26 protein-coding genes and 1 pseudogene are annotated in these 25,769 nt (G+C 41.0%); 22 read left to right on the plus strand and 5 right to left on the minus strand.

The genetic code is table 11. The annotated features are described in order from the left end of the window. The first annotated feature begins 64 nt into the window (after positions 1-64). Genes lysA through dapB form a run of 3 tightly spaced genes read left to right on the plus strand, consistent with a single transcriptional unit; the run spans position 65 to position 2,912 of the window. Positions 65-1,330, plus strand: coding sequence for a diaminopimelate decarboxylase (gene lysA / locus ACTU7M_RS09485; protein ID WP_443474154.1), 1,266 nt, complete (start codon positions 65-67; stop codon positions 1,328-1,330). Continuing rightward, positions 1,327-2,208, plus strand: a complete 882-nt coding sequence (dapA, locus tag ACTU7M_RS09490) for a 4-hydroxy-tetrahydrodipicolinate synthase (RefSeq protein ID WP_443474155.1) — start codon at positions 1,327-1,329, stop codon at positions 2,206-2,208. Before lysA ends, dapA begins: the two co-directional genes overlap by 4 nt. Beyond that, positions 2,205-2,912 (plus strand): 4-hydroxy-tetrahydrodipicolinate reductase, encoded by a 708-nt coding sequence (gene dapB / locus ACTU7M_RS09495; protein ID WP_443474156.1) that lies wholly within the window; start codon positions 2,205-2,207, stop codon positions 2,910-2,912. The genes dapA and dapB overlap by 4 nt, the downstream gene beginning before the upstream one ends. Before the next feature lie 224 nt (positions 2,913-3,136). Here dapB and ACTU7M_RS09500 read toward each other — a convergent pair whose 3' ends face one another. Next, positions 3,137-3,694 carry a hypothetical protein gene (locus ACTU7M_RS09500; protein WP_443474157.1) on the minus strand — a complete coding sequence of 186 codons (558 nt, stop codon included), beginning with the start codon at positions 3,692-3,694 and terminating at the stop codon, positions 3,137-3,139. A 258-nt stretch (positions 3,695-3,952) separates the two neighbouring features. On the opposite strand from ACTU7M_RS09500, the gene arsD (ACTU7M_RS09505) reads away from it, so the two are divergent. From arsD (ACTU7M_RS09505) to ACTU7M_RS09525, 5 genes are read left to right on the plus strand one after another with little or no spacing between them, the layout of a single operon-like run. Beyond that, positions 3,953-4,321 carry an arsenite efflux transporter metallochaperone ArsD gene (arsD, locus tag ACTU7M_RS09505; protein ID WP_443474158.1) on the plus strand — a complete coding sequence of 123 codons (369 nt, stop codon included), beginning with the start codon at positions 3,953-3,955 and terminating at the stop codon, positions 4,319-4,321. A 27-nt stretch (positions 4,322-4,348) separates the two neighbouring features. Beyond that, on the plus strand, positions 4,349-6,088 hold the full coding sequence (arsA, locus tag ACTU7M_RS09510) for an arsenical pump-driving ATPase (protein WP_443474159.1): 1,740 nt from the start codon (positions 4,349-4,351) through the stop codon (positions 6,086-6,088). Between the two features lie 24 nt (positions 6,089-6,112). Continuing rightward, positions 6,113-6,457: an ArsR/SmtB family transcription factor gene (locus tag ACTU7M_RS09515; RefSeq protein WP_443474160.1), complete on the plus strand. Its 345-nt coding sequence runs from the start codon at positions 6,113-6,115 to the stop codon at positions 6,455-6,457. Further along, positions 6,435-6,761, plus strand: a complete 327-nt coding sequence (gene arsD / locus ACTU7M_RS09520) for an arsenite efflux transporter metallochaperone ArsD (protein ID WP_443474161.1) — start codon at positions 6,435-6,437, stop codon at positions 6,759-6,761. The genes ACTU7M_RS09515 and arsD (ACTU7M_RS09520) overlap by 23 nt, the downstream gene beginning before the upstream one ends. A gap of 21 nt (positions 6,762-6,782) precedes the next feature. Continuing rightward, the gene (locus ACTU7M_RS09525) at positions 6,783-8,444 is read left to right on the plus strand and encodes an FAD-dependent oxidoreductase (protein WP_443474162.1); all 1,662 of its coding nucleotides are present in this window, start codon (positions 6,783-6,785) and stop codon (positions 8,442-8,444) included. A 42-nt stretch (positions 8,445-8,486) separates the two neighbouring features. Here ACTU7M_RS09525 and ACTU7M_RS09530 read toward each other — a convergent pair whose 3' ends face one another. Genes ACTU7M_RS09530 through ACTU7M_RS09540 form a run of 3 tightly spaced genes read right to left on the minus strand, consistent with a single transcriptional unit; the run spans position 8,487 to position 9,931 of the window. After that, positions 8,487-8,852 (minus strand): YbaN family protein, encoded by a 366-nt coding sequence (locus ACTU7M_RS09530; RefSeq protein WP_443474216.1) that lies wholly within the window; start codon positions 8,850-8,852, stop codon positions 8,487-8,489. Between the two features lie 15 nt (positions 8,853-8,867). Beyond that, positions 8,868-9,575, minus strand: a complete 708-nt coding sequence (locus tag ACTU7M_RS09535) for an LrgB family protein (protein ID WP_443474163.1) — start codon at positions 9,573-9,575, stop codon at positions 8,868-8,870. Then, positions 9,572-9,931 (minus strand): CidA/LrgA family protein, encoded by a 360-nt coding sequence (locus tag ACTU7M_RS09540; protein ID WP_443474164.1) that lies wholly within the window; start codon positions 9,929-9,931, stop codon positions 9,572-9,574. Before ACTU7M_RS09540 ends, ACTU7M_RS09535 begins: the two co-directional genes overlap by 4 nt. A gap of 150 nt (positions 9,932-10,081) precedes the next feature. Between ACTU7M_RS09540 and ACTU7M_RS09545 the strand changes: the two genes are divergently transcribed. Then, positions 10,082-10,483, plus strand: a complete 402-nt coding sequence (locus ACTU7M_RS09545) for a thioredoxin family protein (protein WP_443474165.1) — start codon at positions 10,082-10,084, stop codon at positions 10,481-10,483. Between the two features lie 159 nt (positions 10,484-10,642). On the opposite strand, the gene ACTU7M_RS09550 is transcribed toward ACTU7M_RS09545, so the two are convergent. Next, a complete protein-coding gene (locus ACTU7M_RS09550) occupies positions 10,643-11,206 on the minus strand; it encodes a DNA-3-methyladenine glycosylase I (RefSeq protein WP_443474217.1) in 564 nt (187 codons plus the stop codon). Positions 11,207-11,506: 300 nt separating this feature from the next. Between ACTU7M_RS09550 and ACTU7M_RS09555 the strand changes: the two genes are divergently transcribed. The 13 genes and pseudogenes from ACTU7M_RS09555 to ACTU7M_RS09615 all read left to right on the plus strand — a co-directional run bounded on the left by ACTU7M_RS09555 (position 11,507) and on the right by ACTU7M_RS09615 (position 25,734). Beyond that, the gene (locus ACTU7M_RS09555; RefSeq protein WP_443474166.1) at positions 11,507-13,306 is read left to right on the plus strand and encodes a methyl-accepting chemotaxis protein; all 1,800 of its coding nucleotides are present in this window, start codon (positions 11,507-11,509) and stop codon (positions 13,304-13,306) included. A 28-nt stretch (positions 13,307-13,334) separates the two neighbouring features. Beyond that, positions 13,335-13,790 carry a chemotaxis protein CheW gene (locus ACTU7M_RS09560; protein WP_443474167.1) on the plus strand — a complete coding sequence of 152 codons (456 nt, stop codon included), beginning with the start codon at positions 13,335-13,337 and terminating at the stop codon, positions 13,788-13,790. Between the two features lie 5 nt (positions 13,791-13,795). Then, on the plus strand, positions 13,796-14,278 hold the full coding sequence (locus tag ACTU7M_RS09565; RefSeq protein WP_443474168.1) for a chemotaxis protein CheD: 483 nt from the start codon (positions 13,796-13,798) through the stop codon (positions 14,276-14,278). 14 nt (positions 14,279-14,292) lie between these two features. Then, on the plus strand, positions 14,293-15,294 hold the full coding sequence (locus ACTU7M_RS09570; RefSeq protein ID WP_443474169.1) for a protein-glutamate methylesterase/protein-glutamine glutaminase: 1,002 nt from the start codon (positions 14,293-14,295) through the stop codon (positions 15,292-15,294). Between the two features lie 4 nt (positions 15,295-15,298). Continuing rightward, positions 15,299-16,075, plus strand: coding sequence for a CheR family methyltransferase (locus ACTU7M_RS09575; protein ID WP_443474170.1), 777 nt, complete (start codon positions 15,299-15,301; stop codon positions 16,073-16,075). Between the two features lie 11 nt (positions 16,076-16,086). Next, on the plus strand, positions 16,087-18,066 hold the full coding sequence (locus ACTU7M_RS09580; protein ID WP_443474171.1) for a chemotaxis protein CheW: 1,980 nt from the start codon (positions 16,087-16,089) through the stop codon (positions 18,064-18,066). Then, on the plus strand, positions 18,059-18,634 hold the full coding sequence (locus tag ACTU7M_RS09585) for a chemotaxis protein CheC (protein ID WP_443474172.1): 576 nt from the start codon (positions 18,059-18,061) through the stop codon (positions 18,632-18,634). The genes ACTU7M_RS09580 and ACTU7M_RS09585 overlap by 8 nt, the downstream gene beginning before the upstream one ends. Positions 18,635-18,664: 30 nt before the next feature. Further along, entirely contained in the window at positions 18,665-18,970 is a 306-nt protein-coding gene (locus ACTU7M_RS09590) for a response regulator (RefSeq protein ID WP_443474173.1), read from the plus strand. Further along, positions 18,939-19,631 (plus strand): cell division ATP-binding protein FtsE, encoded by a 693-nt coding sequence (locus ACTU7M_RS09595; RefSeq protein ID WP_443474174.1) that lies wholly within the window; start codon positions 18,939-18,941, stop codon positions 19,629-19,631. Before ACTU7M_RS09590 ends, ACTU7M_RS09595 begins: the two co-directional genes overlap by 32 nt. A gap of 15 nt (positions 19,632-19,646) precedes the next feature. Then, positions 19,647-20,885, plus strand: a complete 1,239-nt coding sequence (locus ACTU7M_RS09600; protein WP_443474175.1) for a carboxylate--amine ligase — start codon at positions 19,647-19,649, stop codon at positions 20,883-20,885. A gap of 409 nt (positions 20,886-21,294) precedes the next feature. Further along, positions 21,295-22,746, plus strand: a pseudogene (gene treP, locus ACTU7M_RS09605) (PTS system trehalose-specific EIIBC component); the annotation flags it as partial. Between the two features lie 85 nt (positions 22,747-22,831). Continuing rightward, positions 22,832-24,484, plus strand: a complete 1,653-nt coding sequence (gene treC / locus ACTU7M_RS09610) for an alpha,alpha-phosphotrehalase (protein ID WP_443474176.1) — start codon at positions 22,832-22,834, stop codon at positions 24,482-24,484. A gap of 119 nt (positions 24,485-24,603) precedes the next feature. Further along, on the plus strand, positions 24,604-25,734 hold the full coding sequence (locus ACTU7M_RS09615) for a GerMN domain-containing protein (RefSeq protein ID WP_443474177.1): 1,131 nt from the start codon (positions 24,604-24,606) through the stop codon (positions 25,732-25,734). The last annotated feature ends 35 nt before the right edge of the window (positions 25,735-25,769 follow it).

The following is a 25,769-nucleotide window of genomic DNA, read 5'->3' on the forward strand; positions in this document are numbered from 1 at the left end:
TTTAGAAGGCGCCAGAAATGGCGTCTTTTTTGTACAAAAAAACCAGTATTCAGGAGGAAAATAAATGAAAGAACTCGTTATCGGAGGTATGACGGCGGGCGAATTGGTAGCTCAGTACGGGACACCACTTTACGTTTACGACCAAGCGAAACTTGAAAACAACTTGGAAGCTTATACGCAAAACTTTAAATCAGATTTATTTCAAACAAAGATACTCTATGCATCGAAAGCTTTCCAGACCATCGGAATGTTGGATTTGATTGCTAACTATGGTTTAGGCGTGGACGTTGTTAGTGGCGGTGAATTATATACGGCACTACAATCAGATGTGCCAGTTGAAAAAATTCATTTTCACGGAAATAATAAAACAACCGAAGAACTCCGTATGGCTTTTGAAAGTGGCATCGTGCATATTGTTGCTGACAACGTGATGGAGCTGGAAGAAATTGCGGAATTGGCGGAAGAATACCAACGAGCAGTCACTATTCAAATTCGATTGAATGTCGGCATTGAAGCGCATACGCATGAATATATCGTGACAACACATATTGATTCAAAATTCGGGATCGCCTTTGGTAGTGAAGATTATCAAGCTTGTCTGGCTATCTTTGAAAAGAGTGATTATCTTCATTTGGAAGGTTTCCATGTTCATATCGGCTCTCAAATTTTTGAAATGGATGCTTGGTATGCCGCCATCGATAAAATGCTTGGCTATTTGGCAACGTTCGATTATCCGATGACTCTCAACTTGGGCGGAGGCTTTGGCGTGCGTTACACAGATGAAGATCAACCCATGCCTATTAAAGAAAATATGGAACAGATTTTATCTTATTTAGAGGGGAAATTACAGGAAACTGGCGTTACGATCAATGAAGTAGTGATTGAGCCTGGTCGCAGTTTAGTAGCAGAAGCCGGGATTACCCTTTATGAAATTGGTTATCAAAAACAAACACCCAATAAGCATTATTATTTTGTGGACGGTGGAATGGGGGATAACATCCGACCAAGCTTGTACCAGGCAAAATATGCCTGTGATGTTGCCAATAAAATAGATGCAGAAAAAACAGAATTAGTGACGGTAGCAGGAAAATACTGCGAATCCGGTGATGTTTTGATTCATGATGTCCATTTACCACCTGTTGAAAAAGGCGATGTGTTGGTGGTTTATTCAACCGGAGCGTATGGTTACTCGATGAGCAGTAACTATAACCGCAATCCGACGCCAGCCGTCGTTTTCGTAAAAGATGGTAAAGCGAGAGAAATTGTTAAGCGACAAACCTTGGCAGATTTAATCAGGAATGATGTAAAAAACGGAGGCGAGTGGAAATGATTGAAGGATCGATGGTTGCATTGGTTACCCCAATGAATGAAGATGGTAGCATCAATTATACGAAGACGGCAGAATTGCTGGAATGGCATATTCAAAGCGGGACGGACGGTATCGTTATTTTGGGTACGACCGGAGAAGCTTCAACAATGACCTTTGAAGAGGAAAAAGAATTGCTCGCCTTCTGTAACGAGAAAATTGCCAAACGCGTGCCGATGATAGTGGGTAGCGGCAGCAATAGCACCGCCACGGCGATTTCCAACAGCCAGGCTTTTACGGCATTGGGAGCCGATTATCTGTTGGTGGTCACCCCGTATTACAATAAAGCAAACGATGCTGGCATGATCCGTCATTTTGAGATGGTGGCCGACAGTGTGGATGTGCCGATTATCATGTACAACATCCCGGGTCGTACGGGCTGCAGCATTGCGCCAGAAGTGGTGGGCAAACTGGCCCAGCACCCGAATATCGTGGGGCTCAAGGAAGCGTCCGGTGATATCAGTTATGTGATGAACGTTGCCCAATACGTGAGCGCTGATTTTGCGCTTTACAGCGGCAACGACGATATGATTATACCGTTATTGAGTGCCGGTGGAACGGGAGTCATCAGTGTCTGGGCAAACATCATGCCGAAAACGGTCCATGATATGGTCCGCCTGTATTTGGATGGAAAAACAGGAGAGGCGTTGGCAATTCAATTGAAATATCTGGAACTCATCCACTCCCTGTTCTATGATGTTAATCCGATTCCAGTCAAATATGCCATGAACTGGATGGGCTGGGATGTCGGTTCCTTGCGCATGCCACTTGGGGAAATGGAAGAGGCCGCCTACCAACGGATGGTAAAAGTTTTGGAGCGGTTTGAGGAGGAATTGCGTTGAAAATTGGACTAGTAGGTTATGGCGCCATGGGTAGGGTCGTGGAACAATGTGTCGATTCAAAAGATGAATTAATTATTTTTGCACCAGAAAAAGATTCAACTTTGACAAGTGAAAGTGAGAAAGTGGATGTGTTGATCGATTTCTCAAATCCACGTGCATTGGATGCGATTTTAGCCTATGTGAAAGAAAATAACGTACCATTAGTCGTTGCGGCTACGGGGCATAGTGAGGAGCAGCTGGCGCAAATACAGGAGCTTTCTGAAACCGTTCCGGTACTTAAAAGTGCAAACTTCAGCTTGGGTGTGATTTTGGTAAACCGGATGTTACGGGATTATTCACCCATATTGAAAGATTTCTTTGATATTGAAATCATCGAAAAACATCACCGGTTGAAAGAGGATGCTCCTTCCGGTACGGCAAAAATGTTCGCGGACACCATCAATGAGACGTTAAATTATGACTTCATTTATGGACGCGAAGGCAGCAGCAAACGACAGGATAAGGAAATTGGCGTGCATGCTGTTCGGGGCGGTTCAATCGTTGGTGAACATGAGGCGATTTTTGCCGGCCAGGATGAAGTGATTTCGATTAAACACGAAGCATTCTCTAAAAAAATATTTGCCAATGGTGCCTTGAACGGTGCCAAGTGGTTGGCGGATAAAGCTCCGGGTATGTATGACATGGAAGATGTCTTATTTGGATAATTAAAAAAGACGAATCACAGTTATCGAGCTGCGATTCGTCTTTTATTGTGTGAGTTTAGTTTCAAAACGTTTGGTGGTGCGGCATTTAGGAATTTATGAAGCCCCGAACGCCGCATTTTCGGAAAAAATGCGGCGTTCCCATCCAAAATATTTTCTAAAAGCCGCAATTTAGCGAAAAGTGCGACGTTCCCGAAAAAAATACTTCAGGAACGCCGCACTAGCTGTTAAATTTTACGTTTTTCCAAAATCCCCAGCGCTAATCCCATGGCCAAACCCTTAAATATTCCGATGAAAGCCGGGGCAAAGATGACCCATCCATTCGGTCCAAAGGTGTCTTCAAAGAAGTTCATAAAGCTACTGCCATAAATCGGCAAATAGTCATAAAGAAAACCACCTATCAGGAATACAACAGCCCCAATAGTTGCAAATAAAATGGCCCCTCGCAGTTTTCCAATAATACCACCGAAGATGAGACCCATCACGATTCCCATAATCATATAACTGATATAACGAGGAACTGGGAGACTAAGCCCAATGAAGGAGCCTAAAAAATAAGAAATAAAAGTTGCAATAATCGCAGCGATCACTACTTTCCAAATTTTGAAACGATCGGGGACGAAGAAACCAAGAATTAATCCCCAAATCGTACCTTCAACAATTGAACCAAGAGGTAATTCAAATTGTGTCAAGATAAGCCCATTGACCACTCCAGCAATAGTAAAAGCCAGTATTCCCATGAGTGCCAGAAACAAGATGTGTTTATTATCGCGTTTCATTTCCATGACACTGACCTCCAATCTAATCAAGCCATGCGTTATTCCTCACACCTATTATATCACGGTACGGTTCCTGACTAGGTGTGGTTAGCTTAAATGTATAGCAACAGATTCACCCATTATCGTTCTTCTCTGTCGTTTTTATTCAAAAACCTAACCATCAAAAATTTAATTGACATTAGATAGATGGAAGTCTATATTTTAGATAGAAGAACATCTATGTAGAATGAAACAAGATTATAAATCAGGAAGAAGGAAAACGAAATGAAACAATTCACTATTTATGAACCAGCGATGTGTTGTAGTACAGGGGTGTGTGGCCCTTCTATCGACGAAAACTTGATACTGTTTACCTCAGCGATGGAGGCACTCAATTCTGTCAAGGATTTAGAGGCTGTAAGATATAATTTATCCAATAACCCGCAAGCCTTTGTTGCGAATGAAAAAGTGAGCGCACTCTTGCAAGAAAGAGGCGCTTCAGCCTTGCCGATTACGGTCCTTGACAACGAAATCAAAAAAGTGGGCGAGTATCCTTCATTAGATGAAATCACCGCCTATACGGGGATTGTATTTGTGAAGACTGGCCAAGAAGGAAGTTGTTGCGGTGGAGACGCCGGCTCATCCTGTTGTTAAGAAGAACTTTTTTGGGAGATGAAAAAAATGGAAATGTATCAACCTAAAGACCATATTTTAACAAAATATTTGTTTTTTACCGGTAAAGGGGGCGTAGGTAAAACATCTACGGCTTGTGCTACTGCAATAAGCCTAGCAGATAGTGGAAAAACTGTCATGCTGGTCAGCACAGATCCAGCAAGTAATCTACAGGATGTGTTTGGACGCGAATTGGATAACAAAGGAACAGCTCTTGAAGAAATACCAGGATTAGTTGTAGCAAACTTTGATCCGATTACAGCTGCTCAAGAATATATGGAGTCCGTTGTCGGACCCTATCGAGGTCTGCTTCCTGAATCAGCAATTGCCAACATGGAGGAGCAACTTATGGGTTCATGTACGGTTGAAATTGCTTCTTTTAACGAGTTTGCTGGTTTTCTGACCAACCCACAAGTAGAAGAAAAATTTGATTATATTATTTTTGATACGGCACCAACAGGCCATACTTTACGGATGCTTCAGTTGCCTTCTGCCTGGAACGATTTTTTGGATGAAAATACCACGGGAACTTCCTGCATGGGTCAGCTTTCTGGACTAGGGGATAAAAAAGAAAGTTATGAACAGGCCGTAAAAACGCTGGCAGATAGTACGAAAACAACGCTGCTATTGGTCACCCGTGCACAAGAGGGTCCGATTCTGGAAGCAAACCGCGCTTCCAAAGAGTTGGGCGAATTAGGGATTAAAAACCAAAAATTAATTGTAAATGGTTTGTTGGAACGTGCCACGGATTTCGTTTCTCAAAAGTATGCGGATGATCAAGAAAAGGTGCTCCAAAGCATGCCAAAACATTTACGCCAATGCCCTGCTTTGAAGATTCCGCTTCGTGCTTACAATTTAACCGGAATCGATAATTTACGAAATTTATTAAAAGATCACCAAGAAGTTCCCGCTGTAAAAGAATCACAAGCGGAAAAATACCCACGTTTACAAACAATCATTGATGACTTGGCTGATTCCCATAAGCGTGTTATTTTTACGATGGGGAAAGGTGGGGTTGGAAAAACAACTATAGCTGCGACCATTGCATTGGGATTGGCCGAAAAAGGGAAAAAAGTTCACTTGGCCACAACTGATCCTGCTGCCCACTTGGACTTTATCATTCAAGAATCCAATCAAATCAAAATGAGTCATATCGATGAAAAATTGGAACTAAAAAAATATACCGAGGAAGTCTTAAGTAAGGCGCGTCAAACCATGTCAGGTGAAGACCTCGCTTACGTGGAAGAAGATTTACGTTCACCATGTACGCAAGAAATCGCCGTCTTTAGAAGATTTGCTGATATTGTTGCAACGGTAGATGCAGATGTAGTTGTCATTGATACTGCTCCGACCGGGCATACGCTATTGTTACTCGATTCTTCTCAAAGTTATGCGAAAGAAGTAGAACGCTCATCAGGTGAAGTTCCAGAATCAGTGGTGAACTTGCTTCCTGTGTTACAAGACCCTGAACAGACAGAAGTAGTGATGGTGACTTTACCGGAAAACACACCGGTATACGAATCTCTTCGTTTGCGAGACGATTTGGACCGTGCGCAAATAGCTCACACTTGGTGGGTCGTCAATAATAGCATGCTTTCTAGTGGAACTACTAACGACTTACTATTGGCTCGTTCCCAGAATGAACGCGAATGGATTGAGCGGGTTGCTGAAACATCCAACAATCACTTTGCAGTAGTGGAGTGGAGCCCTGTTGAATTAAAAGGAAAAACATTAACAACAATTTTATAATGTTATTAAAAAGGAGGAAGCTCATTGAATTATGAAGAATATGCAAAGGCTATGAAGGCCTTATCTGACCCAAATCGTGTTAAGATATTGGATTTACTTTCTTGTGGTTCGCTTTGCGCGTGTGATGTATTGGAACATTTTGATTTTACCCAACCCACCTTATCGCACCATATCAAAGTATTGGTAGAAGCTGGGTTTGTTACTACAGAAAAAAAAGGCCTGTGGCACAACTATTCAATCAATCAAGAAAATGCTGATGCCTTAATACAAAATACGATGGCCTTGTTACAAAGCACGGAAAGATGTGTGTGCGCAACCGAAAGAACGGTAGAAAGGATGTCAAGTGATGAAAAAGTTAGCACTCTATGAAACAGCCTTATGTTGTAGCACAGGCGTTTGTGGCCCTTCCGTTGATGATAATCTTATCCGGATTACTGCTGTCATGCAGCAAGTCAAGAAAACCGACGGCGTCATGATGGTTCGATATAATTTGGCCCAAAATCCGAATGCTTTCATCCGGAATGAACAAGTGAGACAAATGCTACAGGACAAGGGAGCGGACTGTCTCCCAATCACCGTTGTGGAAGAGCAAATTGTCCACTTCGGGAGCTATCCGACCAACGAAGAAATCGAAGCGTTCTTAGCTATCGAACTCCATGAAGAAGTAAATTAAATAATGAAAAGAGGGTAATAGATGAAAATTATTATTATTGGTTCGGTTGCAGCGGGGACATCAGTGGCTGCCAAGGCACGAAGAAATACAGAAGAAGCTGAAATTGTTGTATACGATCAAGGTAAAGATATCTCCTATTCAGTTTGTGGCATCCCTTACCAAATTGGTGGGGAAGTAGAGACTATTGAACAATTGACGCCACGTAATGTGGCCTGGTTCAAGAAACGTTATGAAGTAGACATCTTCACAGAACACCGCGTAACCCGCGTAGACCATGATAATAAGACGCTTGAAATTACCGATTTAGCGACTGGTGAAACGAAAAAAGATCATTATGATGTGTTGGTGTTGGCTACGGGCGCATCGCCAGTTACACCACCTCCATTTGATCAAAATGAATACGATAATGTTTTCCAAGTACGTAATATCCAGGATAATCGTGATATTTCAGCTTTCCTTTCTTTGAATCAACCAAAAAGAGCCCTTGTAGTGGGGTCTGGCTTTATCGGTTTGGAACTAACTGAGCAGTTGGTACATAAAGGTTTGGAAGTAACGCTTGTTGAAATGCAGAATCAAGTGATGCCCCCGATGGATGCGGACATGGCATTTCGTGTTGAGGAACAGTTAGAAGCTAATGGGGTTCATCTTCTACTTGGCGACACCGTCAAGAGTATTGAAGGCGAAGGTACAGCCAAACGCGTAGTTACTTCAAAAGGCGAAAGTTTGGAAGCAGATGTTGTCTTCCTTTCCGTCGGCGTTCGCCCGAACACAGAACTGGCTAAACAGATTGGTGTGGAAATCGGTGCTACTGGCGCTGTGAAAGTGAATAAAAAAATGCAGACGAATGTTCCTGATGTCTACGCTGTCGGGGATGTAGCAGAAAGTTTCTCTGTTATTACCGGAAACCCGATTTACCGTCCGCTTGGTTCAACGGCGAATAAAATGGGTAGGATTGCTGGGGATGTCATCACAGGTGGCAACTTGGAGCATCGTGGTGTGCTGGGAACAGGGATTTTCCGTATCTTTGATTGGCATGTAGGCCAAACAGGGCTGACTGAAAAAGAAGCAGTCAAAGAAGGCTTTGACTTTGAGGTTCTATACAATATTAAACCGGCTCATGCCGAATATTTAGGTGGTAAGGAAATGACCATCAAAGCATTGGCTGACAAGAAAGACGGACGCATCCTGGGTGCTCAGGTAATTGGTAAGGGCGGCGTGGATAAACGCGTTGATGTGATTGCAACTGCAATTACGTTTGGTGCCAAAGCAGAAGATTTATTCCATCTGGACTTAGCTTATGCACCGCCATTTGCGACAACAAAAGATCCTGTTCTTTATACGGGCATGGCTCTTGATAATGCGTTACACGGCAATCCTTTAATCACGCCTGAAAAATTAATTGAAAAAAGCAATGAAGAAAAGAGCCTTCAAATTATTGATACGCGCTCCAAGAAAGATTTTGAGAAATCGCACGTCGAAGGCGCGGTTCATATTCCTCTGGGAGAGTTACGCCAACGTGCCGATGAGTTGGATAAATCACGTCCGACCGTGACTTATTGCAACAAAGGGGTAACCGGAAATGCAGCGCAAAATGTACTCTTGAACCTTGGCTTTACGGAAGTTTATAACCTTTCCGGTGGAAATAAAAACTATCAAAGTTATATCAAGATGCTAAATAAATAAAAAAAACGCCATCAGCTAAAAAAGCTGATGGCGTCTTTCTATTTACTCTACTTTATCAGGAATAACCTTCATTAACATGATGGTCAAGAATACCATCAAACCAACCAAAATTAGTTTGACCCAATAAATCGGGGCAGCCCAAACGGAAATACCCATTAAAAAATATATGTTAAATAGGATTTGCCATTTCTTGCGACGGGGAATAGATTTTGTTTTGGCATAGTCTGCAACGTAAAAGTTATAAATTTTCGTTTTTTGTAACCAGACATGAAACCGACTGGAGCTATTGGCAAAACAATAACCAGCCAACAACAAAAAGGGCGTTGTCGGTAAGACGGGAATAATCGCCCCAATGCTTCCTAAACCGAAAGAAATGAGTCCTATAGTAAGTAGGAATGTACGTTTAATTGTAATTCACCCTTTTTATGAAAAAAATTGGCGTAACAGGTTCATGGTTAGTGGTGCGATGACGACAGTAACAATACCGGTAATGACAATTGCCAAACTGGACATGGCCCCTTCAACTTCACCGATTTCAATCGCTTTTGAAGTTCCCATTGCATGAGCACCCGCACCCATACCAATACCTTGAGCAACCGGATCATCAATTTTAAATATTTGAAAAAGACGCGGACCAACTAAAGCCCCAAAAATCCCTGTTAAGACAACAAGGGCAACCGTTAGGGAAGCAATCCCCCCGAGTGACTCTGAAATCCCAACCGCAATGGCGGTTGTGATTGATTTTGGCAGCAGGGTTGCAACCATGGTTTGATCAAGTCGGAATAACAAAGCCAAGGTAATAATCAAGAACGAATGAATAAGAACGCCTAAAAAAATACCGGTGATGATCGCAGGATAATATTTTTTCAAATAAATAATGTTTCTCTCCAACCGAATTGCTAAAGCAACCGTAGCTGGCGTAATAAACATGGTCAAAAATTTCCCGCCAATATCAAAGTTCTCGAATGGAATATCGAGTGTCATTAACAGAATGATAATAGTAACAAAACCAAAAAGCAAAGGAGTAAAGATAACGATTGGCCATTTTCTATAGAGTTTGTCCCCAAGTAAGTACATTGCAAATGTCAGCAAAATACCAAATAGAGGTGTAGTCGTTAATAAATCGATCATTCTTTATCACCTCGTGTTTTCAATTTGATAAATTGGACTATTTTTCCAACTGAAACCATCATAATGATGGTCGTAATAAATGTGATAACCAATAATTGCCACCAGTAGTCTGCCAATAGATCGAAATTTGTCATCAAGGCAACTCCGGCAGGTACGAAGAAAAGAGCCATATTTGAAGTAAGCCAATTCCCTACTTCTTCTACTTGTTCCATTTTCAACCATCCGTAATGCAGGACGATGAATAATAAAATCATCCCAATCACACTACCAGGTATAGGAAAGGGTAACAAGGCGGAAATGAACTCCCCGATAAATGAGAACAAGAGAATCCAGAATAACTGTTTGAAAATTTTCATGTGTGCGCCACCCCAAAATTTAATATGTAAATATTATCACAAACTTGATAATAAAGCATTACTTGGTACCGTTTTAAAAATGAACTTTATTTAAAATGTTATAATATGAGAAAATCCCAAGACCTTATAAATAGATTTGGAGTGACTTTAATGAAAAAACTACTACTCATTCTTGTTGGATTATTCCTTGTATTAAGTGGATTATATATTTTTATGCAGCCTCAATCATTTGTCGCTGAGGTTAGGGTTAAAGCCGATTATGAAGCGGTTATGACAGAAGATGTTGCTTATTTATACTTCGGGCGCGATACTTGCTCTTATTGCCGGGAATTCGAGCCGTTGATGAATGAAGCTATCCAAGAAACGGGAACGAAAGTCTATAAATATGATACGGATAAACATAAGAATGACGGTGATTTCCAGGATATTTTGGATGCGAATGAAGTCAAAACAGTTCCCAAACTGGTCCGCTTGGAAAAGGGCGTCGTGACAGACTATGTTGATCACACGCATACGCAAGCGCAGATCACTGCTTTGTTAACAGAAAACTAAAAGAACTCAGAAAAAGCCAAATTAGCTTTTTCTGAGTTCTTTTTGATTACTCATATGCGAAAACACCTTTGAGTAATCACTTCTTGTCCTAAAGTGATTACTCGAGCAGAAAAACCTCGTTGAGTAATCACTTTTTTGGAAAAATGATTACTCGGAGCGCTAAACATGCCCTGAGTAATCACCTTTAAAATCACAACTGACGATATGGTCGTTTACCATTCCGATAGCCTGCATATAGGAATAAATGATGACGGGACCCACGAACTTGAACCCGCGTTTCTTCAAGTCTTTGCTGATTATCTGGGATATTTCCGTTTGAGCAGGAACTTCGGATTCATGTTCCCAGTCATTATTGATTGGTCCTGAAAATGACCAAATGTAGGCGGAAAAGCTACCGAATTCTTCTTGTATGGCCTGAACCGCAAGCGCGTTCGAACGCACGGAGCGTATTTTAAGTTTATTTTTTACGATATCAGAATTTACCCGTATTTCTTCCAAATCAGAATCGGAAAGCTCAGCACATTCTTCAATTGAGAAGTTATGAAAAGCCTCCCGATACGCCTCACGTTTATTAATGATTAATTGCCACGAAAGACCAGCTTGGGCTCCTTCCAAAGTCAGCATCTCAAATAAGTACCGATCATCATGGTTCTCAACACACCATTCGTTATCGTGATAAGCTTGCATGCGTGTATCTTCTCCTGCCCAGCTACAACGTTTTATCATGGAAACACCTCCTTTTACTCGGCACTATAACATAATTGTGGCCTTCGTATCTCATGAAAAACAATAGAAATATAATTCAATAATGATATTAAACTTATTATCATTATAACCGATATAAATAAAGGTACGTAATTAAATATCTGGATAGGAAGTGTTAAAAATTGGAAACTACAGGATTGAAGAAGCGTAGGAATCGGTGAATTAATAATCACAAATAGTTTTAAACAGCCTTAAGATTTGGTGTAACTTACCGATAAAAAAGCTATTGTAAAAAATGGAAAAATAGGAGTGAATCGTTTGGATTTATCAAAGCAAGGGACTAGTAGTGAATTAAAAGAAAAGAAAAAATGGGTTTCTCAACAAAATGGAAAGGTGAATTTAAATCATTCTCTGAGAACAGGAAAGTTTTCATATAATAATTTAAATATCAAGCAACGCTTATTGTTAATATTCTCCATTATTATGCTCTTTATGACGAGCATTGGTCTAAGTAACCTCTATTCCTTCCAAAAGGTTTACAGCGATGTCGATGAAATGGTGGCGGGTGATATCATAACCATGAAAATCTATGACAATGTTAATTATTATTCCGCACGTCGTTTAGCAGCGGTCCGTGGCTACTTTTTAACAAGCAAAAAAAGTTATGTTGATCAAATTGAGAAGTATACCGATTTACTTAATATCGAAATTAATAAGATATTAGGAAAAGGAGTATCTAAAGAAGTCGAAAAGACTTTTGAAGATTTTTTCTTGCTTGATATTATGCTTGAAGAACAAATTAAATCCGTAATGGAAGGCGGAAATCGTGGAGAAGCACTCAGAGTAGTGAACAGTTACTACAATCCTGAAATTGAGCAATTGACAGAAAATATCCTAACTTATTCAAGCATACAAGCCGATCGGGCAAAAGCAAAAACACAAGATGTTTTATCACAAATTAAATCCAGTATCATAATGATGATAATCATGCTTGTCATTGCTTTTATTTTGAGTGTGATTTTAATTATCATTTTTGCTAATAGTCTTACTAGACCCATCATAAATATCATGAATCGATTGAAATCCATTTCAGAAGGAATCTTAGGTCAAAAACCATTGGAAGTTCCTGGAAAAGGTGAAATATCTGAATTGACGAAGACAACAAATGAACTTCAAGAACGATTCACGAATATGATTACAAACATTTCCGGAGCTGCCGTTGAATTAGCACAACATAGTGAGGAATTATCCCAATCTTCCAATGAAGTAAAGACTGGTGCTGAACAAGTAGCCATGACCATGCAGGAATTGGCGATTGGAACAGAAAACCAAGCACATACAGCCAGCCAAATGGCGACAAACATGGAACAGTTCGGAACCGATTTTGAAAATGCTTCGAAAACCGCTACTGAAATTGGTCATGCATCAAAACAAGTTGTGTCTTTATCCCATCAAGGGAAAGATTTAATGGATTCATCCAGCCAACAAATGGGGCGTATCAATGAAATCGTCCAAGAATCAGTGGGGATGATGACTGCTTTAGATAAGAGTACACAAGAAATCAATAAACTAGTAGTCATTATTCGGGGCATAGCAGATCAGACAAATCTATTGGCGCTTAACGCGGCAATCGAGGCAGCACGTGCCGGCGAACATGGTCGTGGCTTTGCGGTGGTAGCGGATGAAGTTCGTAAATTGTCTGAACAAGTAGGGGATTCGGTGAAAGAAATCACCGGCTTTGTAGAAAACATTCAGAAAGAATCCACTTATGTAGCTAGTTCTTTAGCAGAAGGCTCGTCAGAAGCTAAAGCAGGCCTGGAGAGTATTATTGAAACACGGACGACATTCGACCAAATTTCCCAATCACTAGACCGTATGGTGGAAGAAATAGAAACCATCAACAAAGATATTCTTAACTTGTCCGAAACAAGTGGGGAAATGGGACATGCTATTTCAGAAATCGCTTCTGTTTCCGAAGAGTCTGCTGCTGGTGTAGAAGAAACTTCTGCTGCATCTCAAGAAATTACAAGTACCATGGAAGAAGTAGCTGCTAATGCTAACCAAATTGCCGAACAAGCAGAAATGCTGAACGGAATGGTGGCACAATTTAAACTGTAAGTAATCCAATCTAGGAAAGAGGGATGGCATGACAAAGTTTATAAATTTTATTTGTAACGAACAACATTTTGCCCTTTCGATTGATGGTGTCGAAAAAATATTGCTTTATGGCAATCCAACAATTATTCCCGATACGTCAGATTACATTAGCGGTTTTCAATCTTATAATGAAGCACCGCTAATACTTATTGATATGAAAAAGCGATTATTTAAAGAAAAATTGCAACCCAATGAACAAACAAAAGTCATTGTTACGAATTGGAACGGCAATAAAATTGGACTTATCGTTGAACAAATAACGACTGTGAGAGAATATCCCCAAATAGATACGGACGTTTCAGAAAATGAAAATGCTAAAACAGCCTATTTAGTTGGAACTTTTCAGGAAAATGCTGTCATCACTCTGCATATCGATGTGGAGAAGTTGTTTACCTCAGAAGGCGAACAAGAAATAGTGGGACTAATTGAAAAGCAAAGGAGCTAATGGGGATGGAAAACAGCGTCAAGGTTGGAATTGGTGAATATAAATCTTCTCGCTCCCCGCAATCATTGGTAACTATTGCTTTGGGATCATGTGTAGGCATTGCACTATTTGAGTCACAAACACAAGTAGGCGGTTTGAGTCACATTATGCTGCCGGACAGCACAGCTTTTCATGGCGAAAAAAAACCAGGGAAATTTGCTGATTTGGCTATCCCGTCATTAATCGAGGAGATGCGATTGTTGGGAGCAAGGGGCAATATGACCGCTAAAATCGCTGGTGGTGCAAGCATGTTTAAAGGTAAAAAAACATCTTCTCAAATGCAAATTGGTCAACGGAATATCGAAGCGGTAAAAAGAATTTTACTGGAACTGGATATTCCTATTTTAGGAGAGCACACGGGTGATCATATTGGTCGTTCGATGCTGTTTGACCTTGAGAAGCAAACGGTTCTTATTCGTACTGCGAACCGCGATTACATTGGTTTATAAAAGAGGTGGATGGGATGGCAGTACGTATTTTAGTCGTTGATGATTCAGCATTCATGCGAAAAATATTATCGGCGCAGATTAATAATATTGACGGCTTCGAAGTTGTTGCTACGGCTGTAAACGGCGAAACGGCTTTACAGAAATTGGCTATCTATCAACCAGATGCCATTACCCTGGATGTCGAAATGCCCGGAATGAATGGACTGGAGACCGTAAGACGTATCCGCGAGAAGAGTGATGTTCCTGTATTTATGTTGAGTTCCTTGCAAGGAAAGGATATCACGATTCAAGCTCTGGAATCAGGCGCAACAGATTTTATCGAAAAACCAAAAAATCTCAGAGAAAATCCTGATTCTTTCAAAAAAGAGCTTGCTTCTCATATTCGTGCGATTTTTCAAAAAAAAGAATCACAAACAGAACCTATCAGGCCCATTAAAAAAGTATGTATAGATAATAAACGCTTTAAAGCAGTCGTCATAGGTGCTTCAACGGGTGGACCAAGAGCCCTCCTGGAAGTGATAAGCAAACTGCCAAAAGATTTAGCTGTTCCTGTATTCATTGTTCAACATATGCCCGAAGGTTTTACCAACTCTTTTGCACAGCGTCTGAATCAGAATGGACCCGTTCCAGTAAAGGAAGCAGAGCAAGGTGAAAAAATCATTCCCGGAACGGTCTATCTGGCACCGGGAAACTATCATATGTCGCTTGCTAACGATGGAATCGTACTGACCCAATCACAAAAAGTAAATGGTGTCCGGCCGGCAGTTGATATTCTATTCCATTCAGCTGCCTATAAATACAGCAAACAATTATTGGCAATTATCATGACCGGCATGGGTAAAGATGGCACGTTAGGAATGGAAGTAGTGAAAGCTAAAGGTGGATGCACAGTCGCTCAAAATGAAGCCAGCTGTGTCGTTTACGGTATGCCAGGTAATGCTGTAAAGGCGGGCGTAGTAGATGTCATTTCGGATTTAGATGAGATGACGAAAATACTGAATGACATTGAAAGGTGAGTTTATGACACAACAATTTGAAGCATTTTACGACTGGTCCAAACGGGAACTTAATTTACAATTAGATGGCTATAAACAAAAACAATTGCAACGACGCATCAGCACTGTGATGAAGAAAAGCGGAGCCAAAGATTTAAAAGAGTATGCCCTGTCCATTAAAAAAAATGCGGAAATAAGGCAGGAGTTTCTTGATTACATCACCATTAACGTCACTGAGTTCTATCGCAATGCCCAAATTTTTGCTGAATTCGAGCAAATTTTGTTAGAAAGAGTGGCTCCTAAATACCCAGACTTAAAGATATGGAGTGCAGCTTGTTCGACCGGAGCAGAGGCATATTCAGTTGCGATGGTCTTGAAAAATAATAACCTGCACCACCGCAGTAAAATTATTGGGTCTGATATCGATGCGACGATTATTCGAAAGGCTCGTGATGGGGTTTACCGCGATGCGGAAGTAAAAAATGTTCCCATGGGTGATCTTAAAAAAAATTTTTCAGTTGATGAAAAAAAATACTATCTGAATTCCGAAATAAAGGATTTAGTCCAATTCAAAAAGCACGACCTTATCCAGGATCGCTATGAAAAAGGCCATCATGCGATTATTTGCCGCAATGTCACGATTTATTTTAATGACGAAGTAAAAGAAGCGATCTATCAGAATATTAGCGATGCATTAGTTCAGGGCGGAATCTTCTTTATAGGTGCAACGGAAACCATTTATAATCCTAAAAAGTACGGATTCAAAAAAATAGGTTCTTTTATTTATGAGAAAGTTGAATAGGGGGGACAAAGTTGGACGATAACAGCCAGTACTTAGAATTATTTTTCGAAGAAACAGATGAACATTTACTGAAACTGAATGAATTGGTTTTGGAATTCGAGAAAGATGCGACTGATACACAAATCCTGAATGATATATTCCGTTCTGCCCACACCTTAAAAGGCATGGCAGGAACCATGGGCTTTGAGAAAATGACGGAAGTCACACATAAACTGGAAAATGTCTTTTCAATCCTGAAAGAAGAAAAATTGATAGCGGATGAAGAGATAATCAATGTCGTATTCAATAGCCTAGATGCATTAGCAGAAATTGTTGAAAATATTCGAAATGAAGTTGAAGAAGGTGATTATTCGCAAATCCTGACGGTCTGTGACCGTATTGTAGCGCGAGCGGATGGTAAAGCAGAAGGAATACAAATAAAAGTAAGCCAACCTGATTTTTTTGCGTTAGATGAATCAGACTGGAGTATAATAGCGGCTGCTCAAGCAAGCAATTACAACACTTTCCAAATTACAGTAACAATTGAAGAGGATAGCATGATGGTGAATGCTCGTGCTTTTCTTGTCATCAACAAATTGGAAGAGGTTGGGGAAGTCATGAAGACTGATCCCGTTTCGGAAATATTGGAAGCAGGAGACTTTGGTCGTACCTTTCAACTTCTGTATATCACGGAACGCGACCAACAAACGGTATCTGACATCATCAATGAACAAAGTGAAGTTGAAGCAGTTGAAGTTATGACAATTGGAGAAAGACGACAAGACGAGCTGGCTGTCATCGAATCAACTGCAGAGGTAAACAAGAAAGAAAAAACAACCATGATAAATGGGCACAACCATAATCAGTCTGTGCGCGTTGATTTAGAAAAATTGGATTCGTTTATGAGCCTTGTTTCTGAATTGATTATCTATCGCACACAATTGGAAGATATCAGTGAAAAAACTAACAATAAAAAGATGCAAGAAACCTTAAGTTATGTTTCACGTGTAACAAATCAACTGCAAAACTTAGTTCTAAACATTCGTATGCAACCGTTACAAACCGTCACAAATCGTTTCCCACGCGTCGTTCGTGATTTGAGTAACGACTCCGGAAAACCGATGGAATTGGTGATTGAGGGTGATGATACAGAGTTAGATAGAACAATTGTCTCGGAATTAAATGAGCCTTTGATTCACCTGATTCGCAATAGTGCCGATCATGGCATTGAGTCGCCGGAAATTCGTCGGGCTTTGGGTAAACCAGAAAAAGGAACCATCAAAATTTCAGCATATCAAGAAGGAAATCGTGTCTTTATTACGGTTTCAGATGATGGCAAAGGGCTGGATGCCGAAGCAATTAAGCAAAGCGCCGAGAAAAAAGGAATCGCCACAGCAGGATTATCTCCAAAAGAAATTCAAGAACTTATTTTCCATCCCGGTTTTTCAACAGCTGAAAAAGTAACGAAAATTTCCGGCCGTGGTGTCGGGATGGACGTTGTGAAGACGAAAATCCAGGAATTAGGTGGCATGATTGATATCAAGAGTGAACCAAGTGTCGGGACATCCTTCCGCTTGAGTTTGCCGTTGACGTTATCAATCATTCCTGCTCTACTGGTCCAAGTTGAAGCGCACACTTTTGCGATTCCCTTGAGTGTCATTAACAAAGTCATTCACACCAACCCGGATGATATTAAAGCGATTCATGGTGGCGAAGTATTGCTTGAAAATGATAAGACTATCCCAGTTATTCGTTTGGAAAACCATCTAAATATTTCTCGGGATCACCGCCAAGATGAGCACCTGGTCCTTGTGACGATTGATGGCAACGAATATGGGCTTTCCGTGAATGCCATCATTGGCCAGCAAGAAATTGTCATTAAAGAATTAGGCGAAGAATTCGAGGAACAAACGGATTACCTCGGTGCCACAATCATGGGAGATGGCAGTATCGTCCTTATCTTAAACGTGACTGCGATTTGTATGGAAAGGAAAACAATAGCGCATGTCTAATACCTTTACTGAAATGGAAATAGACATTATGAAGGAAATCATCAATATTGGTGGTGGGAATGTCGCAACGAGTATTTCTAACATGTTCGGAAAAAAAGTTCATATGGAGCTGCCGTTTATAACACAAATGACTTATGATGAAATATTTGCCTCTATCATGCCGGCTGAAGAAATCGTGAAGGCTGTGCAAATGGAAGTTGATGGCGCCATCAAAGGACAATTTTTATTATTATTGGATGAAGAAGGCCTCATTAAATTTAATCGTGAACATGAAAAATTGATTCAGGATAACGAAGAGCTCGCCAATTCAGCAGTATGCGAACTGGCAAACATCTTGGTGAATCAATTTATACAGGCGATTGTAAAACTATTTGATGTTCCAATGAGTGCTTCTGTACCCTATTTAACCGAGGATATGTTTGGCTCGCTGTTAAGTAGCGCCTATATGGAAGAGTTTCAATATGACGATTATGTCTGGATATTCAAAAATGAATACTGGATTGAGGATGAGAAGTGGGATTCTTCCTTTATTTTGTACCTCAAGCAGGGGTTTTGGAAAAATTCTTAAATTATATCAGAGAAAAAGGGGAAATATAAAATGGTAAAAAACATATTGGTTGTAGATGATGCGGCATTCATGCGCATGAAATTAAAAGACATTCTTGAAAAAAATGGTTATACAGTAGTTGGAGAAGCAGCTAATGGTCTTGAAGCAGTTTCTCTTTACCAAGAAGTAAAACCTGATTTAGTTACGATGGATATCACAATGCCTGAAATGGACGGGATTGATGCCTTGAAACGAATTAAGGCATTGGATGCGGGTGCAAAGGTCATTATGTGTAGTGCCATGGGGCAACAAGGGATGGTTATGGATGCGATTAAGGCGGGTCCGAGCCATTCGTGATTTGAGTTTCGCGATTGAAGAAGGGGAATTCGTCTATCTATTGGGTGCGAGTGGTTCAGGGAAATCAACCTTGATCAAAGCTTTGTACCGGGATGAAAAAATCAGTACAGGCTCGGTAAGGGTTGGCGATTTTGATTTATCTAAAATAAAAGCACGTGATTTACATAAACTTCGTCGCGATATCGGTGTTATTTTTCAGGAATACCATTTGTTACCAAAGAAAACCGTTTATGAGAATGTGCGTTTTGCCCTGGAGATTTTGGATGTTCCTGAAGAAGAAATGGATGCCCGTATTAGACAAACGCTGACGTTAGTGGAGTTGGCTGATAAGGCGGATTCTTATCCGGATGAATTGTCAGGGGGGCAGCAACAACGCGTGGCGATTGCCCGCGCCTTGATTAATGAACCGCGTTTATTATTGGCAGACGAGCCGACCGGAAATTTGGACCCTCATACATCGCTGGAAATCTTTCGTTTGTTGATGCGCATTAATCGCCGTGGCACCACGGTACTACTGGCAACTCATGATCAACATATTTTCCAACGCTTTCAATTTCGTTCTTTGACGATGGCGGATGGCATGCTGATTGCGGATGAATCCAAAAAAGCAGTAGGATCCTTGCAATACGACTATAAGAAAAAAGATTTTTATATTGTTTAGAAGGGAAGACAGCCAGTGAAATTTACACCTGTTATTATGGGTGCGAACCGCGGCTCATACGGATTGGCACGCGCTTTTTATGAAAAATATGGCGTAAAAACCATCATCATCAGTCCGTTTCAAACCGGTCCCGTACGCTATTCCCGAATTCTTGATTTCTATGTTCAGTCCCATATGCAAGACGTCACCGCGCTTCGTGAAACAATGGCTGCAATTGAACAGGATTATCCCGGGACAAAAAAACTAATCTTTGGTAGTGACGATCGGTATGTGGAATTATTGATTAAACATAAATCGTGTTTTTCAAAAGATTGGCTTGTTCCTTATTCGGATTATGAGTCCTATCTGACTGTGACCGATAAAACCTATTTTTATGAATTGTGTGAACGCCTGGATATTCCCTACCCGAGAACCGCGATAGTGAGAAATTCTGAAACGTTCGAGTTGGTTTATCCCGTTATCATTAAACCGGCTCAATCATCCAGCTATCATAATCTGCAATTTGATGGGAAAGAAAAAGTTTATTTATGTCAAAATAGTGAGGAAGCACAGGCTGTGGTTACCCGTATCCGTCAGGCCGGCTATACGCAGAAATTAATCGTTCAAGAATATATTCCGGGGAATGATACGCATCTGGGCATCGTAACGGTTTATGTTTCCCAAAAGGATTTGCAGATAAAATTGTTTTCCTATGCCAATGTATTAGTAGATGATCCCACTCCTTCGGCTATTGGAAATAGTTTGGCGGGGTGGGTCCGTGAGGAGAAGCGTATCGAGGAACCCATTTCCCGTTTAATAGAAGCAACGGGTTTTTATGGATTTGCAACGTTGGATGTGAAATACGACGCACGACGGAATGAATACATCTTTTTTGAATTAAACGGACGCTTGGGCTTGAGTAACTATTATGTTACCGCAGCAGGGCATAACGTAGCTGCTTACTATATAGAAGACTTTCTGCTTGGGAAGAATTTGCAGTTGGCTTCGTTTAATAAAGAAATCATCTACAGTTCCCTAACGAATCATCTGTTGGAAAAACATGTGGAGATGCCACATGCAAACATTATGCCGGTAATAAATCCTTTGGCCGCACCCTATGAAACGCATTGGTTACGTAAAATGTATATAGGCATTTCCTCCCTTAATTTTTATCGAAAACTGTGGAAATATGAGTCTCTTGAAGAGAAAGTACAATCGGACGAGACAAAAGATAGGCATTATAAACCGCACCTATTGCAATCTAAAAGGCTGTAAACAGATTTCTGTTTACAGTCTTTTTCGGTTATTGGTTGTTAGGTGTTGTGAAGGAAATGCCCTTCGGCCTGCGTGTTTGCTTGTGTACTGCCGTGGGACCGCCCTGAGCCGGTAGTCTCCGGGCTTGCAAGCCTCAAAGGGATCGTAGACGCTGAAGTATCAACGGTCCCTACTTTCGCATTGCCTCCTTGACACGGCCACAAGCAACCCCACCGTCCTACGGGATTTCCGAGAAGAATACCTGCCACCACCATAGATGATAGACCCCTTTTCTTATAGGTTCTGGATCGAAATAACACGTTGGAACTTTTTTTAAAAACGCAATGGTAAACGTTTGCAAAATAAAATGAGTTGGGTTATGATTAAAGTATCAATGACTTGTATAGACAAGTTAAAAGGAGGAGAAAAAATGGCAGATTTTAAGAAAGATGCTGCAGATTTGCTCGAGCATATCGGGGGATCTGAAAACATTTCCGCAGTCTCTCACTGTGCAACTCGGATGCGTTTTGTATTAAACGACCCATCCGCGGCAGATGTTAAGAAAATCGAAGAAATTCCGGCTGTCAAAGGAACATTTACCCAGGCTGGTCAATTTCAGGTAATCGTCGGTAACGAAGTGCCAACATTCTATAACGAGTTCACGAAGGTATCCGGTAAAGAAGGCGTTTCAAAAGATGAAGCGAAATCAGCCGCAAAACAAAATCAAAATCCAGTTCAACGCGCCATGTCCGTTTTAGCAGAAATTTTTAGTCCACTTATTCCGGCGATTGTTGTTGGGGGTCTTATTTTAGGTTTCCGTAACGTTTTAGAGGGTATTGAATTTGCCAACGGTACAATTGTATCGAATTCCCAATTCTGGGCAGGGGTTAACCATTTCTTGTGGCTAATCGGTGAAGCGATCTTCCACTTCCTACCAGTCGGTATTACCTGGAGTGTAACCAAAAAAATGGGAACCACTCAAATTCTGGGTATTGTTCTAGGGATTACCCTAGTTTCACCACAATTATTAAATGCGTACGGTGTTGCTGACGCAGCTGCCGCGGGCGAAATTCCATTCTGGGATTTTGGATTCTTCCAAATCGACATGATTGGTTATCAAGCGCAAGTATTACCTGCCATGTTGGCTGGTTTCACCTTGGCTTATTTGGAAATCTGGCTACGTAAGTGGATCCCACAAGCTATTTCCATGATTTTTGTTCCACTGTTCTCTTTGGTACCAACGGTAATTATTGCCCATACCATCCTGGGTCCTATTGGTTGGCAAGTTGGTAACTGGATTTCCAACATTGTTTATTCAGGTATTACAAGCAGTTTCAGTTGGTTGTTTGGCCTTGTGTTTGGTGCACTGTACTCGCCTCTGGTTATTACAGGGCTTCACCACATGTCAAACGCTATCGACTTACAATTGATTGCTGACTTCGAAGGAACACAACTATGGCCAATGATTGCTTTGTCAAACATTGCGCAAGGTTCTGCCGTATTATCAGTCATCTGGATGCATAGAGGAAACAAGAAAGAAGAGCAAGTTTCAATTCCAGCCATGATTTCTTGTTACTTGGGTGTAACGGAACCAGCGATGTTCGGTATTAACATCAAGTATATCTATCCATTTGTGGCAGCTATGATTGGTTCAGGTATTGCAGGTTTGGTATCTGTATTGACAGGTGTTACAGCAGCATCCATTGGTGTTGGTGGTATTCCTGGATTCTTGTCTATCCAATTTGAACACTGGCCAATGTTTTTCGTATCCATGGCTATCGCAATCGTGGTACCATTCCTATTGACTGTCGTGTTTGAAAAGAATGGTATCCTGGTACCAAAAGGCGAAGTTGACGAATCACCAGTTATTGAAACAGCAAACTAGTATATTTAATAAGCAAGCTTAAACTGAGGAGCAAAGGTGAAGTTAACTTTTGCTCCTGTTTTAATGTATGAGGGGGTTTATCATGGGACACTTTAAAGAAAAAGTTATTTATCAACTCTATCCAAAATCTTTTAAAGACTCGGATGGGAACGGCATTGGTGATATCAAAGGTATCATTGAAAAACTACCATATTTGGAAAAGTTAGGGATTGAAATGATCTGGATGAATCCAGTGTTCAAATCACCGCAAAAAGACAATGGTTACGATGTGACGGATTATTATGCGATTGACCCGCTGTTTGGGACAATGGAAGACATTGATGCCTTAATTGCAAAAGCAAAGGAACACGGCATTGCCTTAATGTTTGATATGGTGTTTAACCATACTTCCACAACGCACGAGTGGTTCCAAAAAGCATTGGCAGGCGATAAAAAATACGAGGATTATTATATTATCAGAGAGCCTAAAGAAGACGGCAGCTTGCCTACAAATTGGCAATCGAAATTCGTTGGTGATGCTTGGGCTCCTTTTGGGGATACAGGTAAGTATTACCTATGTCTCTATGACAAAACACAGGCGGATTTGAACTGGCGCAACCCTGAAGTTCGCGAAGAACTTTATAAAGTGGTTAATTTCTGGTTGGAAAAAGGCATTGCTGGTTTCCGTTTTGACGTTCTGAACGTTATCGGAAAAGACGAAGTGTTGGTTGATAGTGAAGGCGGCAACGAAAAGAGTTTATATACAGACACACCGATTGTCCATGACTGGGTCCGGGAAATGAACCGCGAAAGTTTCGGGAATTACGAAGGCATAGTCACGGTCGGAGAAATGTCTTCAACAACAGTAGAGAACGGTTTGCTGTATTCGGATCCAGCCCGCAATGAGCTATCGATGATTTTTAGTTTCCATCATTTAAAAGTGGATTATGTAGATGGCGAAAAATGGAGTAACAAGCCCTTTGATTTCCTTGAATTGAAAAGTTTGTTGGATGAGTGGCAAGCTGGCATGTCCAATGGCAATGGTTGGAATGCCTTGTTCTGGAATAACCATGACCAACCCCGTGCCAACAGTCGGTTTGGTGATCCTGAAAACTATCCTTACGAAACGGCGACGATGCTTGCGCAAACGATGCATTTATTACGGGGAACACCTTATGTTTATCAAGGTGAAGAGATTGGGATGGCCAATCCGGACTACGCCGATATCAATGCGTATGTGGATGTTGAATCACATAATGCCTATGAAAATTTACGTTTGAAAGGCCAAACGCATGAAGAGGCAATGACCATTATCCGCCAAAAATCACGCGACAATGGACGTTCACCCATGCAATGGGATAATAGTGAACATGCTGGCTTTACGACCGGAACACCATGGTTGAAAGTCGCAGAAAACTACCCACATGTTAACGTGGAAAAAGAAGTGTCCGAGGGGAAAATATTCCCTTACTATCAAAAACTGATTCAGTTGCGGAAGGAAATGCCGATTATTTCTGATGGTTCCTACCAAGGCATTTTATTGGACGACAAAGAAGTTTATGCCTATATTCGTGAGAAAGACGGCCAACGTTTACTTGTCTTGAACCACTTTTACGCCAATGACTATACGCTTGAGTTGCCTCAAGAGTATGTTGATGAAACAGCGGAAGTAATCATCGGAAATTACCCCGATGCTAAACTTGAAAAATCGCTGACGCTTCGTCCCTACGAAACAGTGGCGTTTTTACTTGTTTGATAAAAAAATTAGAGCGGTCTTTGGTGGGATGAACCACTAAAGACCGCTTTTTTCGTAGGGGTAAAGATTGGTTATGGTATAATGAGCGTAAGAAAAGACATTATTTGGAGGGCGTTATCATGGAAAAGAAACATTTATTGTCACTGGTAATTGTTGGTTTATTCGTCACAGGATGTAGACCCACTGGTACAGATGTTGAATCGTCCGACTCCGTAATAAGTTCTGAATCACAAGTCGAATCAAGTTCCCAAAGCAGTTCAGAAGTTGAATCATCCGAATCATCCGAATCTTCTGAACCGGCAAATGAAACTGCCTCTATCGCAGCCTATTTCCCATTTGAAGAAAACGTAGCTTATTCATTTGTCGGTATGGGAAATGAATTTGCGACTTATACGAAATACCCTCAATATCTAGAAAATAATCGGATTCAGTATGTAACCAACAATGGTGGGACTGAGACTGTTGAAGTTTTGGAATATGCAGACGGTACCTTGACTCAAGTTTTCCAACGTCCGGAAACATATTTCCGTGAAAATATGCTGAATAAAACCAGCGATGATGCCGGTACAATTCTATTGAAAGAACCGTTAGCGCTTGGAACTGCTTGGGACAATCCATCCGGGTCCGCTTCCGAAATTACGGCCATGAGTCTCTCGATAGAAACAATGCTTGGTACGTTTCCGGCTATCGAAGTGACAACAACCGATGACGATACTATCACGAAACAGTATTATGTAGAGGGTATGGGATTGGTAAAAGAATTATTTACCGATAATGCCGGCTCATATGAAGTGACTTCCACTTTGGAAACCCGGAACGAAGACGCACCGGAAGCTAAAGTTATCCTTACTTTCTACCCGGACGCAAACGTGATGGGCTTGGAATCATCGGAGGTAAATGTCGCCTTCAATACGAATGATGTTACCCGCCATACCTTGACTGATTTGTTTAGACAAATTCCAGGAGTAGAATACGGGCGTCTCATTCCAGATTCAGCAACCATCAATAGCTTATATTTGAATGATGATGGGCGCGTGTATATTGATTTCAATAACGCCTTGATTACGGATATGAATACTGGTTCTTCGGGAGAATCCCTTATCCTGCAAGGAATCGTCAATACAATCGGTACCTACTACGGGGTAGAAGAAGTAGTGTTGACGGTTGAAAATGAACCATACGAATCCGGTCACTTCTCTTTTGAAGAAGGCGAAGCGATGCGGGTTGATATGGAAGATGTCATTAAATAAATACAAAAGACTGGAATCTCGCTATTCGGGCGAAA

This window comes from Jeotgalibaca sp. A122, assembly GCF_052266715.1.
In the GTDB taxonomy this organism is placed as follows: domain Bacteria; phylum Bacillota; class Bacilli; order Lactobacillales; family Aerococcaceae; genus Jeotgalibaca.

What these genes read in the sequence shown, in the direction of transcription:
- ACTU7M_RS09615 (WP_443474177.1), top strand. Translation starts at nt 24,604, where the DNA reads ATGGAAAAGAAACATTTATTGTCACTGGTAATTGTTGGTTTATTCGTC.
- ACTU7M_RS09570 (WP_443474169.1), top strand. Translation starts at nt 14,293, where the DNA reads ATGGCAGTACGTATTTTAGTCGTTGATGATTCAGCATTCATGCGAAAA.
- ACTU7M_RS09585 (WP_443474172.1), top strand. Translation starts at nt 18,059, where the DNA reads ATGTCTAATACCTTTACTGAAATGGAAATAGACATTATGAAGGAAATC.
- ACTU7M_RS09590 (WP_443474173.1), top strand. Translation starts at nt 18,665, where the DNA reads ATGGTAAAAAACATATTGGTTGTAGATGATGCGGCATTCATGCGCATG.
- ACTU7M_RS09595 (WP_443474174.1), top strand. Translation starts at nt 18,939, where the DNA reads ATGCGATTAAGGCGGGTCCGAGCCATTCGTGATTTGAGTTTCGCGATT.
- dapA (WP_443474155.1), top strand. Translation starts at nt 1,327, where the DNA reads ATGATTGAAGGATCGATGGTTGCATTGGTTACCCCAATGAATGAAGAT.
- ACTU7M_RS09500 (WP_443474157.1), bottom strand. Translation starts at nt 3,694, where the DNA reads ATGGAAATGAAACGCGATAATAAACACATCTTGTTTCTGGCACTCATG.
- ACTU7M_RS09545 (WP_443474165.1), top strand. Translation starts at nt 10,082, where the DNA reads ATGAAAAAACTACTACTCATTCTTGTTGGATTATTCCTTGTATTAAGT.
- arsD (WP_443474161.1), top strand. Translation starts at nt 6,435, where the DNA reads ATGAAAAAGTTAGCACTCTATGAAACAGCCTTATGTTGTAGCACAGGC.
- ACTU7M_RS09575 (WP_443474170.1), top strand. Translation starts at nt 15,299, where the DNA reads ATGACACAACAATTTGAAGCATTTTACGACTGGTCCAAACGGGAACTT.
- ACTU7M_RS09565 (WP_443474168.1), top strand. Translation starts at nt 13,796, where the DNA reads ATGGAAAACAGCGTCAAGGTTGGAATTGGTGAATATAAATCTTCTCGC.
- arsD (WP_443474158.1), top strand. Translation starts at nt 3,953, where the DNA reads ATGAAACAATTCACTATTTATGAACCAGCGATGTGTTGTAGTACAGGG.
- ACTU7M_RS09525 (WP_443474162.1), top strand. Translation starts at nt 6,783, where the DNA reads ATGAAAATTATTATTATTGGTTCGGTTGCAGCGGGGACATCAGTGGCT.
- ACTU7M_RS09535 (WP_443474163.1), bottom strand. Translation starts at nt 9,575, where the DNA reads ATGATCGATTTATTAACGACTACACCTCTATTTGGTATTTTGCTGACA.
- arsA (WP_443474159.1), top strand. Translation starts at nt 4,349, where the DNA reads ATGGAAATGTATCAACCTAAAGACCATATTTTAACAAAATATTTGTTT.
- ACTU7M_RS09560 (WP_443474167.1), top strand. Translation starts at nt 13,335, where the DNA reads ATGACAAAGTTTATAAATTTTATTTGTAACGAACAACATTTTGCCCTT.
- lysA (WP_443474154.1), top strand. Translation starts at nt 65, where the DNA reads ATGAAAGAACTCGTTATCGGAGGTATGACGGCGGGCGAATTGGTAGCT.
- ACTU7M_RS09540 (WP_443474164.1), bottom strand. Translation starts at nt 9,931, where the DNA reads ATGAAAATTTTCAAACAGTTATTCTGGATTCTCTTGTTCTCATTTATC.
- treC (WP_443474176.1), top strand. Translation starts at nt 22,832, where the DNA reads ATGGGACACTTTAAAGAAAAAGTTATTTATCAACTCTATCCAAAATCT.